The 16,670-nt window shown below is 73.2% G+C and carries 13 protein-coding genes; 8 read left to right on the top strand and 5 right to left on the bottom strand.

Features of this window, described 5'->3' with window-relative positions; translation table 11 throughout:
- Nucleotides 1–4 precede the first annotated feature (4 nt).
- Nucleotides 5–649 carry a SurA N-terminal domain-containing protein gene (locus tag ABZ860_RS15835; protein WP_357220390.1) on the bottom strand — a complete coding sequence of 215 codons (645 nt, stop codon included), beginning with the start codon at nt 647–649 and terminating at the stop codon, nt 5–7.
- Nucleotides 650–701: 52 nt separating this feature from the next.
- Nucleotides 702–4,199, bottom strand: coding sequence for a transcription-repair coupling factor (mfd, locus tag ABZ860_RS15830; protein ID WP_357220388.1), 3,498 nt, complete (start codon nt 4,197–4,199; stop codon nt 702–704).
- A gap of 227 nt (nt 4,200–4,426) precedes the next feature.
- Here mfd and ABZ860_RS15825 point away from each other — a divergent pair, with 227 nt between their 5' ends.
- Nucleotides 4,427–5,158, top strand: a complete 732-nt coding sequence (locus ABZ860_RS15825) for a methyltransferase domain-containing protein (protein ID WP_357220386.1) — start codon at nt 4,427–4,429, stop codon at nt 5,156–5,158.
- Nucleotides 5,159–5,176: 18 nt separating this feature from the next.
- Here ABZ860_RS15825 and ABZ860_RS15820 read toward each other — a convergent pair whose 3' ends face one another.
- Nucleotides 5,177–6,439: a hypothetical protein gene (locus ABZ860_RS15820; RefSeq protein ID WP_357220383.1), complete on the bottom strand. Its 1,263-nt coding sequence runs from the start codon at nt 6,437–6,439 to the stop codon at nt 5,177–5,179.
- Nucleotides 6,436–6,954, bottom strand: a complete 519-nt coding sequence (locus tag ABZ860_RS15815; RefSeq protein WP_357220381.1) for a SigE family RNA polymerase sigma factor — start codon at nt 6,952–6,954, stop codon at nt 6,436–6,438. Before ABZ860_RS15815 ends, ABZ860_RS15820 begins: the two co-directional genes overlap by 4 nt.
- A 64-nt stretch (nt 6,955–7,018) precedes the next feature.
- Here ABZ860_RS15815 and cysC point away from each other — a divergent pair, with 64 nt between their 5' ends.
- Nucleotides 7,019–8,314, top strand: a complete 1,296-nt coding sequence (gene cysC / locus ABZ860_RS15810; protein ID WP_357220783.1) for an adenylyl-sulfate kinase — start codon at nt 7,019–7,021, stop codon at nt 8,312–8,314.
- A gap of 16 nt (nt 8,315–8,330) precedes the next feature.
- Here the strand turns inward: cysC and ABZ860_RS15805 are convergent, their stop codons facing one another.
- Nucleotides 8,331–9,359, bottom strand: coding sequence for a glycosyl hydrolase (locus ABZ860_RS15805; protein WP_357220379.1), 1,029 nt, complete (start codon nt 9,357–9,359; stop codon nt 8,331–8,333).
- Nucleotides 9,360–9,679: 320 nt separating this feature from the next.
- Here ABZ860_RS15805 and ABZ860_RS15800 point away from each other — a divergent pair, with 320 nt between their 5' ends.
- The 6 genes from ABZ860_RS15800 to ABZ860_RS15775 are packed head-to-tail and all read left to right on the top strand — an operon-like array spanning nt 9,680 to nt 16,427.
- Nucleotides 9,680–10,900, top strand: a complete 1,221-nt coding sequence (locus ABZ860_RS15800; RefSeq protein ID WP_357220377.1) for a Wzz/FepE/Etk N-terminal domain-containing protein — start codon at nt 9,680–9,682, stop codon at nt 10,898–10,900.
- Nucleotides 10,897–12,267, top strand: a complete 1,371-nt coding sequence (locus ABZ860_RS15795; protein WP_357220375.1) for a hypothetical protein — start codon at nt 10,897–10,899, stop codon at nt 12,265–12,267. Before ABZ860_RS15800 ends, ABZ860_RS15795 begins: the two co-directional genes overlap by 4 nt.
- Nucleotides 12,264–13,286, top strand: coding sequence for a hypothetical protein (locus ABZ860_RS15790; protein WP_357220373.1), 1,023 nt, complete (start codon nt 12,264–12,266; stop codon nt 13,284–13,286). The genes ABZ860_RS15795 and ABZ860_RS15790 overlap by 4 nt, the downstream gene beginning before the upstream one ends.
- Nucleotides 13,287–13,339: 53 nt before the next feature.
- Complete coding sequence (locus ABZ860_RS15785; RefSeq protein WP_357220782.1) at nt 13,340–14,197, top strand: sulfotransferase domain-containing protein; 858 nt, start codon at nt 13,340–13,342, stop codon at nt 14,195–14,197.
- Entirely contained in the window at nt 14,185–15,513 is a 1,329-nt protein-coding gene (locus tag ABZ860_RS15780) for a polysaccharide biosynthesis C-terminal domain-containing protein (RefSeq protein WP_357220371.1), read from the top strand. Before ABZ860_RS15785 ends, ABZ860_RS15780 begins: the two co-directional genes overlap by 13 nt.
- Nucleotides 15,510–16,427 (top strand): sulfotransferase domain-containing protein, encoded by a 918-nt coding sequence (locus ABZ860_RS15775; protein WP_357220369.1) that lies wholly within the window; start codon nt 15,510–15,512, stop codon nt 16,425–16,427. Before ABZ860_RS15780 ends, ABZ860_RS15775 begins: the two co-directional genes overlap by 4 nt.
- The last annotated feature ends 243 nt before the right edge of the window (nt 16,428–16,670 follow it).

The raw sequence follows: 16,670 nt of genomic DNA, 5'->3' as shown, positions 1-16,670 counted from the left end.
CGGCTCAGCCGGCCTGGGGCGCGCCGGCCGCGTCCGCGGGGGCACCGCCCGCCGTGGCCCCGCCCGCCGAGCCGAAGCGGTCGTCGGCGACGAAGCCCTGCTGGGGATCGAACTTGCCGTAGCGCGGGCTGTACTTCACCGGCACGGTCGAGTCGGCCTCCTGGACGATCTTCTGGAGGGCGGCCTGCTGGCTCGCCTGGTCCTGCCCCGCGCCCGACTGCTGCGCCAGCTTGTTGCGGACGATGACGGCGCGGATGAAGTCGCGGCCCTCGTCCAGCGGGATGCCGTTGGCCAGCAGCACCTTGTTGAACTGGTCCCAGCCGCCCTGCGCCGTGGCGACGTCGTCGACCTCCCGGTCGGTGACCGTGACGCCCTTACGCCGGCCGAGCTCCCGGAACTGCCTGCTCGTGGTCATGTTGAGCAGGACCGTCTGCGGCAGCGAGAAGGACAGCTGGAGCTGCCCCTCGGGGATCTTGTTGGCGGCCAGGTCGGCGCGCAGCGCGCGGACCTCGTCGTTCAGCTCGCTGGAGGTGATGCGCTCCTTGCCCACGATGGCCGCGGAACCCGCCTGCACGGGGCCGCCGCACGCGGTCACGGCGATCCCGGCCGCCGCCAGCGCCACGGCGACGCGCACTCGATACGACTTCACGGACGATCCTCCCGAACGACACCGGCCACGCGTATGTTGACAATTTCGCGGGTCACTGTACCCGCATCGGCTCCAGGAACAGGGCCTCGACCAGGTCCCCACACCATTTCAGCAGGTCGAGGTCGCGTAGCGGCTGACCGCCGATCGGTTTGGTCTTGGGCACCGGCACGAGCAGGATGCCCGTCGCCTGCTTCCAGATGGAGCGGGGGTAGAGCCGCTGCAGCCGCACCTGCTGGGAGTCCTTCAGCTCCACGGGCGCGAACCTGATCTGCTGGCCCTGCAGCGTCACGTCGGTCAGCCCGGCCCTGCGGGCCTTGATCCGGAAGCGCGCCACCTCCAGCAGGTTGTCCACCTCCTGGGGCGGCCTGCCGTACCGGTCGGTGAGCTCGTCGCGGACGGCCGCGATGTCGTCCTCGGAGCCGATGGCCGCGATCCGCTTGTACGCCTCCAGGCGCAGCCGCTCGGAGGTGACGTAGTCGTGCGGCACGTGGGCGTTGATCGGCAGCTCGACCTTGACGTCGGGCCGCTCCTCCACCTTCGCCTCGCCCGCGAGCTTGGACTTCTGCTCCTGGACGGCCTCGGCCATCATCCGGACGTACAGGTCGAAGCCGACGCCGGCGATGTGGCCCGACTGCTCGGCCCCGAGGATGTTGCCGGCGCCGCGGATCTCCAGGTCCTTCATCGCGACGTACATGCCGGCGCCCATCTCGGTGTGCTGGGCGATCGTGGCGAGCCGCTCGTGCGCGGTCTCGGTCAGCGGCGACTCGGGCGGGTAGAGGAAGTAGGCGTAGCCGCGCTCGCGGCCCCGGCCGACGCGGCCGCGCAGCTGGTGGAGCTGCGACAGGCCGTAGTTGTCCGCGCGGTCGACGATGAGCGTGTTGGCGTTGGGCACGTCCAGGCCGGACTCGACGATCGTGGTGGAGACGAGCACGTCGAAGCTGCGCTCCCAGAAGTCCACCATGATCTTTTCGAGCTGGCTCTCGTTCATCTGCCCGTGGGCGACCGCGATCCGCGCCTCCGGCACCAGCTCGTGCAGCCGCGAGGCGACCTTGTCGATCGTGCGGACCCGGTTGTGGACGAAGAACACCTGGCCGTCGCGCATCAGCTCGCGCCGGATCGCCGCCGCGATCTGCTTCTCGTCGTACGGCCCGACGAACGTGAGGATCGGGTGCCGCTCCTCCGGCGGCGTGAGGATGGTCGACATCTCCCGGATGCCGGTGAGGCCCATCTCCAGCGTCCGCGGGATCGGCGTCGCCGACATGGCGAGCACGTCCACCTGCGTCCGCATGTGCTTCATGGCCTCCTTGTGCTCGACGCCGAACCGCTGCTCCTCGTCCACGATGATCAGGCCGAGGTCCTTGAACTTCACCTCGGGCGACAGCAGCCGGTGGGTGCCGATCACCACGTCGACCCCGCCCGTGCGCAGGCCGTCGAGGGTCTCCCGCACCTCGGAGTCGGTCTGGAACCGGGAGACCGGCTTCACGGTGACCGGGAAGGCGGCGAACCGCTCGCCGAACGTCGACAGGTGCTGCTGCACCAGCAGCGTCGTGGGCACGAGCACGGCGACCTGCTTGCCGTCCTGCACCGCCTTGAACGCCGCCCGCACCGCGATCTCGGTCTTGCCGTAGCCGACGTCGCCGCAGATCAGGCGGTCCATCGGGACGGGCCGCTCCATGTCGCGCTTGACCTCGTCGATCGCTTCGAGCTGGTCGCCCGTCTCGGCGTACGGGAAGGCGTCCTCCATCTCCCGCTGCCAGGGACTGTCGGGCGCGAACGCGTGGCCGGGGGAGGCCATCCGGGCCGAGTAGAGCCGGATCAGCTCGCCCGCGATCTCCCTGACCGCCTTTTTCGCCCTGGTCTTGGCCTTGGCCCAGTCGGCCCCGCCCATGCGGTTGAGCGTGGGCGCCTCGCCGCCGACGTAGCGCGTGACCTCGTCGAGCTGGTCGGTCGGCACGTAGAGCCGGTCGCCCCTGGCGTACTCGATCACGAGGTATTCGCGGGTCGCGCCCTGGATCGTGCGCTGCACCATCTCGATGTAGCGGCCCACGCCGTGCTGCTCGTGCACCACGTGGTCGCCGACCTTGAGCTGCAGCGGGTCGACCATGTTGCGGCGGCGCGACGGCAGCCGCCGCATGTCCTTGGTGGACGCCTTCTGGCCGACGAGGTCGAGGTGGGTCACGACGGCGACGTCCGGCGTGACGAAGCCGTGGTCGATCCGGCCCGTCGTCACCTGCACGACGTCCTTCGGCGGCGGACCGTCGAGGGAGGGCACCAGCCGCGCCGCCACGTCCACGCCTCTGAGCAGCTCGACCATGCGCTCGGCCGGGCCGTGCCCCTCGCTCAGCAGCACGACGGCCTTGCCCGCGCCCATCCAGCCCTTGATGTCCGCGAGCGCCCGCTGCGTGTCGCCCCGGTAGGCCTCGACGTCCTGCGCGTCGAGCTCCACGCCCTCCCCGAAGGGGGCGATGCTCCACCACTGCTGGCCCAGCTCGCCGGCGTGCTCGCGCACCTCCTCGAGCGTTCGGAAGGCCGCGGCCTCCAGGTCGATCGGGGCCTCGCCGCCCGCCGCCGCGGCGATCCAGGACGCCTCCATGAACTCCTGGCTGGTGTGGACCAGCTCGACGGCCCGGCCCCGGATCCGCTCGGGGTCGCAGACGAAGACGGCCGACCGGATCGGCAGGTGGTCGAGCAGCAGGTCCATCTCCCCGGCGAGCACGGGCGCGAACGCCTCCATGCCCTCCACCGGCACACCCTCGGCGAGCTGGTCGAGCACGTCCTTCAGCGCCGGGTGCTCCTCCCCCAGCTCGCGGGCGCGCCGCCGTACGTCGTCGGTGAGCAGCAGCTCGCGGCAGGGCGCGGCGAACAGCCCGTCCTGGGCCACCTCAAGCGAGCGCTGGTCGGCCACCTTGAACCAGCGGATCTCCTCGATCGTGTCGCCCCAGAACTCCAGCCGCAGCGGGTGCTCCTCGGTGGGCGGGAACACGTCGAGCAGGCCGCCGCGCACGGCCACCTCGCCGCGCTTTTCCACCATGTCCACCCGGTGGTAGCCGTTCTCGACCAGCCGGGCCACCACGTCGTCGAGGTCGGCGTCGTCGCCCGCGCGCAGCCGTACGGGCGCCAGGTCGCCGAGCCCGGCCACGATGGGCTGGAGCAGCGAGCGGACCGGGGCCACCACGACCCGCAGCGGGCCGGCCGCCGGGTCGCCCTCGATCGGGTGCGCCAGCCGCCGCAGCACGGCCAGGCGCTGGCCGACCGTGTCGCTGCGCGGCGACAGGCGCTCGTGCGGCAGCGTCTCCCAGGCGGGGAAGACGGCCACGGCGTTCTCGTCGACCAGGCTCGTGAGCGCGGCGGCGAGATCCTCCGCCTCGCGCCCGGTCGCCGTGACGGCGAGCACCGGCCGTACGCGGGACAGCGCGGCCACGGCGAACGGCCGCAGCGCGGGCGGCGCCACCAGCTCGGCGCCGGGGTGGGCGGCGTGCCCTGCGGCGTCGAGCGCGGCGGCCAGCCTGGGTTCGGCGGATACGAGGTCGAGCAGTCCGGAAAGAGACATCGATGCCTTCAAAAGCCCCGTGACAAAGACAGCCGGCGTGCGGACGCGACCCCGTTCATCCGGCCGATCCCCCTTACAGAGGAGATCCGCGAGACGCTCCCAACCGGGCCGCGGCTACCAAGGCTACGCCCTGTCCATCCGCCTCGCTCCGCGCGCTCCGCGGTCCGGACATGATGGGTGGCGGCAAATGCGCAACTACACGTCGTCAAATGATTACTCTCAGTCGTATGACAGAGGTTCGGTTGTCGTCCGCCGACCAGGACGACGTGTTCAGCCAACGGATTCGCGAGCAGTGGACCGACCAGCTCGGCCGGCGGCTCGACATCCTCATCGCCGGATGCGGCCGGGGCGGCGTCCTCGACGTGGGGCGCTACGAGCCGAGGTTGACGGGGGTGGACGAGGATCTGCCGCCCCTGCGGGCCCACACCGCCAACCGCGGCGACCTGGAGGCGTCCTACCTGGGCGATCTGCGCCTCGTGCCGATCCCGCCGCGCTCCTTCGACGTCGTCTACGTGTCGTTCCTCCTCGAACGCATCCGCCACGCCGAGCTCGTGCTCGACCGGCTCGTCGCCGGGCTGCGCCCCGGCGGGCTGCTGCTGCTGAAGATGCGCGACCGCAAGTCGGCGTACGGCTTCTGCGACCGGCTGACGCCCCGCTGGCTTCGGCGGGCGCTGTGGCGCACGCTCGCCCCGGCCGGGTCGGTGGGGCCGCTACCCGCGGTCTACGAGCCGCTGGCCTCCCGCGAGGGCATCCAGGCGTACTGCCTGATGCGCGGGCTCATGATCGCCGAGGACTATTCGGCGGTGAGCGGCCCGGCCCGGCGGGGTCCGCACAGCGGTCTGGTCGCCGTGGTCTGCCGGGCCGTGGCCGCGCTCTCGCGAGGCGGGCTCAACGGGACCGAGGACGAGATCACGATGGTGATCCGCCGTCCGCAGAACCACTTCGCCCGCCTCATCTGAGCCGCTACCTCTGAGCCGCTACCTGGGGGTCAGGACCGGCTGCCATGCCTCGGGCCTCTGGCTGTTCTTCCGGTACGCCGACAGCGGGACCATGTCCTCGCCGTCGACGCCCACCAGGACCAGGCCGTTGTGGAACTCGCTTCCGCAGGTGCCCGCGCAGCCCAGCGCGACCAGGCGGCGGTCGTCGGCCCAGGCGAGAAGCTGAAGCACCTGCTGGCGGCCCACGATCTCGCCCGTCGACAGCTCGGTGACCTTGGTGGGCATGCCGTCGGGGCCGGCGAGCAGCGTGCCGTCGGGCGACACGCCCGCCTTCGACTCCGTGGCGACGTGGCCGGGGGGTGCGTCGTGCGGTCTGCCCTCCAGGTCCAGGAAGGCGTCCGGCCGCTTCCAGACGTTGCTGCGCTCGCGGATCAGGGTGCCGTCGTCGCTCCACTCGAAGTCGCGCCTGACGTTGCTGTTCTCGGTCCAGCAGGGGTCAACGGCATGGAAGTCGCCCGCCGTCGCGGTCGCCGCGTCGACGACGTAGAAGCCGGTGCGGCTGGTGGAGATCATTTGGAACGGCGGCTGCCGGGAGGCCTCCGGCGTCGCCGCGACCCGCGCCGGGCACTGTCGCTCGTCGACGGACATCATGTCCAGGTCGGGGGACTCGTCGTAGGCGGTTGCGAGCAGGCGCGTGCCGTCCGGGGACCAGGCGACGCCGCCCACGGGGTGGTCCACCGGCACCCACGCCCGCACCTGCCGGGTCTCCATGTCGAGGATGCCGATCCTGCGTGCGGGAAGGTCCTTCTCCAGGACCGCCGCCCAGCGCAGGCCGGGTGCGACCTCGGCCCAGCCCCACTCGGTCTTCTCGTAGGCCTTCGTCGCCGGATCGAGGAGATACCACGTGCGGTCCAGCACCTTGCGCCCGGCGACCGTACGCGACCGCCACGTGTAGTAGGCGGAGACGGCCACTCTGCCCGCCGCGATCATCGTCTTCGGAGGGGAGTTCCCGGTGTCGGCGAGCACGTCGTCCACCAGGGTCGTCTGCCGGTAGGGCTCGACGGGCACCACCACGGGCGGGCCGCCGACCTGCGAGATCGGCTCCGCGGTGAAGAGGGGGACCACGACCAGCGGCACCAGCAGGGCCACGGCCGCCACGACGGCCGCGCACGAGACCGCCCCCGCGAATCTCGTCAATCGCAGCCGCGACCGGCGGCGCAGCGCGCGGTCGGCGAGGTCGCCGGGCACCTGGGCCTCCCGCGACCACTCCTCCAGCGTCTGCTTCAGCATCCGGGGCGTCATGAGACCACCTCACTCAGGCGCAGATCGGCGAGTTCCGGCGCGGTCGTCCGCAGCCGGGCGAGGGACCGGTGCGCGGTGCTGCGCACGGTCCCCACGGAGCAGCCGAGGACCTGGGCCACCTCGTCCTCCGGCAGGTCTTCGAGATAGCGCAGCACGAGCACGGCGCGCTGGCGGGGCGTCAGCCGGGCGAGCGCCGTGCGCAGGATCAGCCGCAGCTCGGCGTCGTCGGTGCCCACGCGGCCGGCCGGGTGCTCCGGCACGTCGGCCACGCTGGTCTCCCGCTGCCGCCACGCCAGCCGCCACCAGCTGATCTGCTGGCGGTACATGACCTGCCGCACGTACGCCTCGGGCTCGTCGAGCCGCCCCCATCGCGTCACGACCTTGGCCAGGGCGGTCTGCACCAGGTCCTCAGCGGAATGCTGGTCTCCTCCGGTCAGCAGATAGGCCAGCCGCATGAGCGCCGGCGCGCGGGCCGACACGAATTCGCGGAATCGTCGCTCTTCTGCGGCGTCCACGAGCACCTCCTCGGATTATTGTCTGCCTGTAGACGCCCCGGGCACCGGCACGCTATGCGTGCGGTTGCCAGTAGGGTGCGTATCCGACCCACCGAGCTGCGCCCCGAACCGAGCCGGGACCGATCGAGCGGAAACGGAAGCCATGACCGAGTGGACGCCCGACGCACGTGAGCTGGCCGACCTGGAGCTGCTGCTGTCCGGGGCGTACGCGCCGCTGACCGGCTTTCTCACCTCTGCCGAGGTGGAGAGCGTGGCCGAGCGCGGGCGGCTGCCCGGAGGGGCGTCGTGGCCCGACCCGATCACGATCGCGCTCCCGGACGAGTTCGGGCCCGGCGACCGGGTGACGCTCAGGGACCCCGAGGGCGCGGCGCTCGCGGTGCTTACCGTCGTGGAGCGGGACGGCCACCACGCCGCCGGACCGGTCGAGGCGCTCGACGCCCCCGTGTACGGCCCGTTCTCCCGGCTGCGACGCACGCCGGAGGAGGTCCGCAAGGACCTGCCGGACGGCGAGGTCCTCGCGGTGACGATGCGCGGGCCGCTCGACGGCGCCGCGATCGACGACGTGGCGGCGACCGCCGAGGAACTGGGCGCGGCCGTGCTCCTCATGCCCCTCGTCTTCGGCGAGGGCGGCCCTGCCGTGGTGCGCGCCGCGCTCAAGGCGGCCGAGCGGCTCCCCGGGGCGATGGTGGTCGCGGTGCCGCTCGCGCCGCGCGAGGACACCGAGATCGACCTCGAACTCCGCGAGCACGTGGCCCGCAACTACGGCGCCACCGAGCACTACGCCGGTCCCGCGCCGGTCACCATCCCGGGGCCGCCGCACAAGCGGGGGCTCGTGGTGTTCTTCACCGGGCTGTCCGGCTCGGGCAAGTCGACGATCGCCAGGGGCCTGCGCGACGCGCTGCTCGAACGCGGTGGCCGCACGGTCACCTATCTGGACGGCGACGTCGTGCGGCGGCTGCTGTCGGCGGGGCTCACGTTCTCGCGCGAGGACCGCGACCGCAACATCCGCAGGATCGGCTTCGTGGCCGCCGAGGTGGCCCGCCACGGCGGACTGGCGATCTGCGCGCCCATCGCGCCGTACGCCGCGACCCGGGACGAGGTGCGGGCGATGGTCGAGGAGGTCGGCGGCGACTTCCTGCTCGTCCACGTGGCCACGCCGCTGGAGGAGTGCGAGCGCCGCGACCGCAAGGGCCTGTACGCCAAGGCGCGGGCCGGGCTGATCCCGGAGTTCACCGGGATCTCCGACCCGTACGAGGAGCCGGAGGACGCCGACCTCGTCCTCGACACCACGGACATGACGATCGACCGCGCGGTCGGAGCCGTGCTGAACCTCGTCACCTCGGGCGGCTGGGTCCGCTGAGGCGTCCGCCGAAGGCTCAGGAGGGCGGCACCGGCGTCGACGTGAAGCGGGGCAGCCGCCCGAGCTGGGCGAACGCCCGGGTGGCGCCCGGCGTGGTGTCGAACCTGGTGTCGCCCCTGGGCGCGAGCGGCGAGTCGAAGTAGACCAGCGCCTTGATCTGGGGGTAGTCCCCGATCTGACGCCGGACCGACTCGAAGAAGTCGCGCTTGAACCCGGGCGCCCCGCGCCGTTCGAAGGCGCCCCACTCGGCGACCATGATCGGCTTGGCCGGGAACCTGGCCTGCATCCACCGGTAGAACCCGGGCCAGCCCGGCGCGTCGGACCGGGTCTTGTCGACCAGCCCGGCGAAGTCGCTCACCCGGTCGTCGGCGTACGGGTCGAAGGCCACCCAGTCGACCACGTCGTCGCCGGGGTAGAGCCTGCCGAACCACGGCTTGGCCGCCCAGTTGGGCGCGCCCATGTAGGTCATCACGGTCACCGCGTTGCGCACCCCCTGTTGCCGCAGGCGGGTCACCACATGGCGGTACATCGCGACGTAGTCGGCGGGCGAGTAGCCCCCGCCCTCGCGCACGTCGTTTTCCGGCTCGTGGTGGATCGTGAGGAAGAACCGGCCGGGGAAGGTGCGCCGGATGTGCTCGGCGAGCCGGTCGACGCGCCCGTCCACCTCGCCGCGCGCGACCTCGGCCCAGGTGTGGTCGAGCGCCGGCTTCCAGTTCACCAGCAGCAGGCGGGGCCCCTTGGCGATCTCCCGCTCCTCGGCGGTCGGGAAGAGCTCTCCGCCCCGGTGGTAGACGTGCACGATGTCGGCCCGGCGGCCCATGCGGCGTTCGGCCAGGTCCACCGCGCGGACCGGGCCGCGTCCGGAGAAGACGTCGGGCGCGATCCCCCACCACGCCCCGCACGTCGGGATGAGCTTGTCGGTGACCGCGCAGGCGACCGGCGTCGTCGCCGCGCCGCCCGGCACCCGCCCGCTCGTGGCGGTGCCCGCGCATGCCGTCGCGCACGCCCCCGCCACCAGTACGGCCACGCCGGCGATGAGTCTCATCGCGCCCCCTTCCTCGGCAGACCACGCAATGAACGGATGGGCAAACACCATCCCATCAATCCCCGTGGCTTCGGGGGCCGTTTCCTCATCTCACGTATACGGATATTTCCGTTTCATCGGCTAATTGAGCGGCCATTACCCGACGCGAATTCGGCAATAGCCGGGGACGAAACTCCGCGGCGGCTTATAGTTCGAGACCGGATCCCGCCGGACCGCCGCCGGGACCGCGAACGCGCCCGGCCGCCCCTCCCTCGCCGTGGGGCACCGGTGGCCCCACCGCCGGCCGCGGCCGCGTGACGAACGAGGGCACGGGGAGTTCGATGAGCCTGCCGACGCACAGCCGCGACCTTTCTGAATACGGTTCTGTGCTCTGGCGCAGGCGCCTGGTCGCCGCCGTCTGCCTGCTCGCGGGAGTGGGCGGCGGGGCCGCGGCGCTCGCGGTGACCCCCGAGCGCTACACCGCGGTCGCCCAGGTGCAGGTGCTGCCGACCGGCGCGCAGGAACAGTTCAACGTGCCGAACTCCCGGCAACGGGAAACGCTCAACCTCGACACCGAATCACAGATCGCCCGATCCGCGGTCGTCTCCGCCCTGGCCGCCGCGATTGCGAAATATCCGGATCCGGAGGAATTGCGGGAGCACGTGACAGTGGACGTTCCTCCCAATTCCGCCATTCTCTCCATTTCTTACTCGGCGTCGGATCCCCGGGCCGCGGCCGCGGGGGCGCAGGCGTACGCGGAGGCCTACCTGCGCAACCGTGCCCGCGCCGCCGAGGACGCGATCGGCGGCCAGTTGAAGCTGATCGCCGCGCGACTGCGCGAGGTCGAGGACGACCTCGACAAGGCCGCTCATACGGCGACCACACAAACCACTCAAACCGGACAGACCGCGGCGGTACCGGGCACGGCCCGGCGGCAGGCCGTGCTCGCCCGGCAGGTGTCGGACCTCACGCTCCGCTACGACGCGCTCAAGACCGTCGCGGTGACGCCGGGCACGGTGATCAGCCCCGCCACGCCGCCCGCGCGGCCGGCCCATCCGAGCCCGCCGCTCTTCCTCGGCAGCGGCCTGTTCCTCGGCGTGCTCGCCGGAGCGGGGGCCGCGTTCGGCCGCGACCGGCTGGACACCCGCGTCCGCACCTGCGCGGACGTCGAACGGCTGTGCGGCCTGCCGCTGCTCGCCGAGCTTCCGGCCCGGCCGGATGCGGCCTTCCTCGACGAGGTGGCCGCCGCCGTCGCCACGTCGCTGGGCGGCGGACCTCACCGGCTGCTCCTCGAAGGCGTGGGGGCGGGGAGCGCGGCCAGGCCGCTCGCCAAGGGCCTCGGCTCCGCGCTGGCGCATCTGGTGCCGGTGACGGTCGTGACCGGCCGGTCCGCCCATCCCGACGCCGCCCTGCTGCTGGTCGGCCTGCGGCGGACGACCTCCCCGGAGGTCACCCGGGCCGTACGGCAGCTCGCCCGGCAGGGCGCCCGCGTGCTCGGCGCCGTCGCGGTGCCGCCGGGGTTCGTCGCGCCCGTCCCCGAGACGGCGGAGTGGGGCGCGTGAGCGTCCCCGCCCCCCGCGCCGCCCCGTCGCCGGCGGCCCGCCCCCGTCCCCGTCTCCGTCCCCGGCACCGGCGCAGGGCCGGGCGGGCGGCGTGGCCGATCGCGGCGTTCCTGCTCGGCTACCCGGTCTGGTGGGCGCTCGGCCTGGGCGGGCTGTCGGTGGTGGTCCTGGCCGTGCCGATGGCGGTGGTGCTGTGCCGCAGGCGGCCGATCCGCGCGCCGAAGGGCTTCGGCCTGTGGGCGTTGCTGCTGGCGGGCTATCTGGTCAGCGCGCTCGCGCTCGCCGAGACGCCGGACGGCACGTACGGCGAGCTCGCCGCCGGCCGGATCGCCGGCTACCTGATGCGGCTGGCCGTCTACGTCTCACTCCTGATCATGGTGCTCTACCTGGGCAACCTCACCCATGACGAGCTGCCGCAGCGCACCCTGGTCAGGTGGCTCGGCGTGCTGTTCCTGACGGCCGTCGCGGGTGGGCTGCTCGGTGTGCTCGCGCCGGGCTTCGCGTTCACCTCGCCGCTGGAGACGGCGCTGCCGTCGTCGATCGCCGGCAACCCGTTCGTCGCCAACCTGATCCACCCGACGGCGGCCCAGATGCAGCACGTGCTCGGGCACGCCGCGCCGCGCCCGGAGGCGCCGTTCGAGTGGGCCAACGCCTGGGGCAGCGACGTCTCGGTGCTGGTGATCTGGTTCGTGGTGGGGTGGTGGACCTACGGCGGGCCGTACCGCCGCGCGGCGGCCGTACTCGTGCTCGCCGCAGCCGCCGTCCCGGTCGTCTACTCGCTCAACCGGGGCCTGTGGATCGGGCTCGGGATCTCGGCGGCGTACCTGATGATCCGCGGTACACGCCCCCTGCTGGCCGGTGCGGTCGCGGCCGTCGCCGCGGCGGCGTTCGTGCTGTCGCCGCTGAGCACGATCGTCGCGCAACGGCTGGACAACCCGCACAGCAACGGCATCCGCGCGTTCACGGTGGCGTCCACCGTCCGGGTCGCGGCCTCTTCACCGGTCATCGGGTACGGCAACACGCGCTACGCGTACGGCAGCCACCGCACGGTCACGACGGGCCGCAGCGCGTGGTGCGTGGAGTGCGGCCATCCCCCGCTCGGCAGCGACGGGCAACTGTGGCTGCTGCTGATCAGCCAGGGCTTCGCGGGGGCCCTGCTGTACGTCGCCTTCTTCGCCGGAGCGGTGCGGCGCTACTGGGCGGACCGGACGCCGATCGGCAAGGCGGGGACGCTCGTCATGATCCTCGTGCTGCTCTACATGGTCGTCTACGACGGACTGATCAGCGCCCTGACCCTGTATCTGATCTCCTTCGCCCTGCTCTGGCGCAACGCCACCGGGGCCTGTGACCTCGGGGAGGCGCGATGAGGGACGCGGCCGATCGTCTCCACTACCTGGACGAGGTGATGGACCTGCTGTTCCCCCCTTCCCGGCCCGAGGCCCGGCCCGAGGCCCGGCCCGAGGCCCGGCCCAATGGCCGGCACGGTGTCCGGCTCGGTGTCCGGCTCGGCGTCCGGCCCGGTGTCCGCAGCGTGCTGCCGCACCGTCTCCTCCCCCGGCGGGTCGTCCCGCGCGCGTGGTGGCACGCCGCGCTGGGCCGCGGCCTTCCCGTCGGCGGCGGGACCGACACGATCGAGACGCACCTGAGCGACGTCCTCGGCCGCCGGATGCGGGTCGTCGTCCACGTCAGGCCCGCCCGCCGCGCCAACCGCAAACCCATCCTGGAGGCGTACGACGAGTCGGGGCTCGCCGGGTTCGTCAAGATCGGCGACACGCCGCGGGCCAGGCGGCTGGTGCGATACGAGAGCGAGGTGCTGCGCATGCTCGCCGGGCGGCCGTTGAAGGTCGTCGTGCCGCCCGACGTGCTGTATCACGGCATGTGGCGGGGGCTCGAGGTGCTGATGCTGTCGCCGCTGCCCGTGACCTCCCGCCGCGTGCCCGCTGGCCTGCTCACCTCGGCCGCGCGGGAGATCGCCGCCATCCGCCCGTACGACGACGAGGCGGGCTGCGGTGAGCGGCCCGGGGAGACGGCGGCCTGGCACGGCGACTTCACCCCCTGGAACGTCGCGGCGGGGGCGGACGGACGACTGCTCGTGTGGGACTGGGAGCGATTCGCGGTGGGCGTGCCGCCCGGCTTCGACGCCCTGCACCACTTCTTCCACCGAACCCTGCGCCGGATGCCGCCTCCGGTCGCCGCCCGATCCTGTCTCGCCCAGGCGGGCGGGCTTCTGGAGCCGTTCGGCGTCGACGTGGCCCGGGCACGCCGTACGGCGGTCCACTACCTGGTCGCCCTGGCCGAGCGGCACCGCCGCGACGGCCACGAGCCGCTCGGGCCGCCCGCCGCCTGGCTGAACCCCCTGGTCGATCACCTGGAGTGCCTGCTGTGAGGTCCACGCTGAAACACCCCGCACTGAAACACTCGGTGCTGAAACACTCGGTGCTGAAACACGCTGCGCTGAAAAACTCGGCGCACGCCGTCTCGCTCGCCGCCGGGAGGGCGACCAGCGCGGGCAGGGTGCTGCCGTCGTTCCTGATCATCGGGGCGCAGCGGTGCGGCACGACCTCGCTGTATCGCGCCCTGTCCCGGCATCCGCTGGTCATGAAGCCGGTGCTGCGCAAGGGTGTCCACTACTTCGACATGGCCTACGAGCGGGGCCTGCCCTGGTATCGCGCCCACTTCCCGCTGACGTCCAGGGCGCAGGCGCTCCGATTCCGGTGGGGCCACGCCCCTCAGGCGTTCGAATCGGCCCCTTACTACCTGTTCCACCCCCTTGCGGGGGCCCGCATCGCCGGAGACCTCCCCGGCGTCAAGCTGATCGTCTTGGTCCGGGACCCGGTCGAGCGGGCCTGCTCCGCCCACGCCCACGAGCTGGCGCGGGGGTTCGAGACCGAGCCGAGCTTCGAGCGCGCCCTCGCGCTGGAGCCGGAGCGCCTCACCGGAGAGGCCGAACGGCTGCGGACCGTCCCCGGATACGCGAGCCACGCGCACCGGCACCACGCCTACCTGGCGCGGGGACGGTACGCCGAGCAGCTGGCCCGGCTCGAGCCGCTCGTGGGGCGCGACCGGATCCTGGTCCTCGACAGCGGGCTGCTGTTCCGCGATCCCGGCGCCGCCTACGACCGGGTGCTGGGGTTCCTGGGACTGCCCCGCCTCGGCCGCGTGGAGTTCGAACGGCACAACGCCCGGCCTCGGGAGGCCATGCCCGCGGCGGTCCACCGGCGGCTTCGCGAGCACTTCGAGCCATGGGACGCACTGCTCGTCCCGTGGCTCGGAGCGGTGCCCTCGTGGCGGCGCTGACCGATCTGTCGCGGCCGGGCGGCCTTCTCCGGCACGGAGTCGCCGGCCTGGTCACGGCGGGCGCCACGGCGGGCGGGCAGTTCGCGCTCGTGCTGGTGGTGACGCGGTCGCTCGCCCCGGCGGCCGCCGGGGCGTTCTTCACGGCCACCGCGCTGTGCCTGATGCTCGCGGGCGTCGTCCGCCTCGACACCGGCAACGGCCTCGTCCACGCCCTGGCCCGCAACCGGTCCGCCGGCGGCTGCGGCCGGGACGGGGGGCGGCGGCTGGTCCGCGGGGTCCTCGCGCCGGTGGCCGCGCTCGCGTCCGTGACCGGCGCCGGGGTCGCCGTGGCGGCCGGACCGCTGGCGGGGCTCACCGGCGTGCCCGGCGGCGTCTGGGTCGTGCTGGCCGCCGCCCTGCCGTTCGTCGCCCTGTCGGACGTGCTGGTCTGCGCCACCCGCGGCCTCGGCACCATGCGGCCGACCCTGCTGCTCTCCGGGGCCGTCCAGCCGCTCGGGCAGTTCGCCCTCGTCACCGCGGCCGTGCTCGCCGGGGCCCCGCCGCCGGTGCTGGCCGCTGCCTGGGCGCTTCCCTCCGTGGCCGGCGCGGTGCTGGCCGCCGTACGGCTGCGCGGGCTCGGGCCGTACGACGTGGGCGACGTGGGCGCCTTCTGGCGGCACACCGCCCCGCGGTCGGCCGCGGCGGCCGTGCAGTCGGTGTTCCAGCGGCTCGACGTGGTGATCGTCGCGCTGCTCGCGGGGCCCGCCGCGGCGGCCGTCTACACGGCGGCGACCCGGTTCAAGGTGCTGGGGCAGCTCGCCGGTCAGGGGCTCGCCCAGGCCGCGCAGGCCCGGCTGGTCAGGGCCCTGGCCGAGGGCGACATCGACGCCGCCCGCGCGCTGTACCGGACGACCACCAGGTGGCTGGTCGTGCTCACCTGGCCGCTCTGGCTGGGGTACGCGGCGCTCGCGCCGTGGCTGCTGCCGCTGTTCGGGCCCGCATATTCCGGCGGCGGCGCGATCGCGCTCGTCCTTTCCGCCACGATGATGGTCGCGACCGCCTGCGGCATGGTCGACGTCGTGCTCGTCGCCGGCGGGCGCACGGCCGCCAGCCTGGTCAACGCGAGCACGGCCGTCGCCGTGACGATCGCCCTCGACGTGCTGCTCGTGCCCGCGTACGGCGCGCTGGGGGCGGTGCTGGGCTGGTCGGGCGGCGTGCTCGTGAAGAACCTGCTGCCCGCCGTACAGGTCCACCGCCGCTACGGCCTGCGCCCCTTCGGCGGAGGCCGGTCGGCTGCGGCTGCGAAGGCGGCCGGGGCTGTGAGAGCGGCCTCGTGACCGCGGAACCGCCGGTGCTGGTCACCGGGCTGCCGCGCAGCGGCACGAGCTGGGTGGGCCGGATGCTCACGGCGAGCGGGCGGCTCGTCTACGTCAACGAGCCGCTGAACCCGCAGCGCCCGCCTGGCCGCTCCCCCGGCGTGCTCGACGCGTCGGTGACCCACCGCTTCCAGTACATCTGCCCCGGCAACGAGACGCCCTGGCTGGCGGCGTTCTCCCGCACGGTCGCGCTGCGCTACAACTGGCCGGCCGAGATCCGCCGCAACCACGGGCCCGGCGACCTCGCGCGGATGGCCAAGTACGGCACGGCCTTCGCCCTCGGCCGCCTGCTGGACAGGCGGGCGCTGCTCGACGACCCCTTCGCGCTCCTGTCCGCCGAGTGGTTCGCCGGCCGCCTCGGGTGCCGGGTGGTCGTCGTGGTCCGCGACCCCGTGTCGTTCGCCGGGAGCTGGCGGCGGCTCGGCTGGAGGGTGGACGTGCGCGAACTGCTCGACCAGCCCCTCCTGCTGCGCGACCACCCGTACGTCGCCGAGCTCGGACCGCTCGCCGGGAACCGGGACGTGGTCACCGGGGCGGCCATGCTGTGGAAGGTCGCGCGGCGGCTCACCGACACCGTGGCCCGGCGCGCGACCGGCCTCAGGGTCGTGCGCTATGAGGATCTGTGCGCCGCGCCCCTCGACGGCTTCCGCGACCTGTACGACTGGTGCGGCCTGCCCTGGACCGGCCGCGCCGCCCGCCGGATAGCCGCCGCCTGCACGTCCTCCCGCGGGTCTTCTCCCGTCGGTGCCCGCCCCGCCTTCGCCTGGACCGGACTGTCCCGCACGGCCTACCGCCCGATGGACTCCCGGCAGGCGCTCACCGCGGCCTCCCTCCCGCCCGAGGACGCCGCCCGCGTACTGGCCCTGGTGACGTGAGTGTCACGACCAGGGCGAGCAGGAAAGGAACACGTCCCTGGATGCCGGTTAGCCGAGGGAGGCGGGGAGGGTGCGCAGGGCGGCGCCGGGGCCCGACGCACTCGGCGCGAGGATGGCGGGACGCGCAGAAGAGGGCATCGGCGACCCTGAAACTGTTGCGTTGGTGGCGTCCCTCCTAGCCGCCGATCTCGTGCAGGCCCTGCAGCCCGGCTGAGGCACACTGCCGTGTCTCCCCGAGGAGCC

The sequence above is a fragment of the Microbispora sp. NPDC046973 genome (assembly GCF_040644495.1).
Taxonomy (GTDB): Bacteria; Actinomycetota; Actinomycetes; order Streptosporangiales; family Streptosporangiaceae; genus Microbispora.
This window is presented reverse-complemented; position numbering and strand designations above follow the sequence as displayed.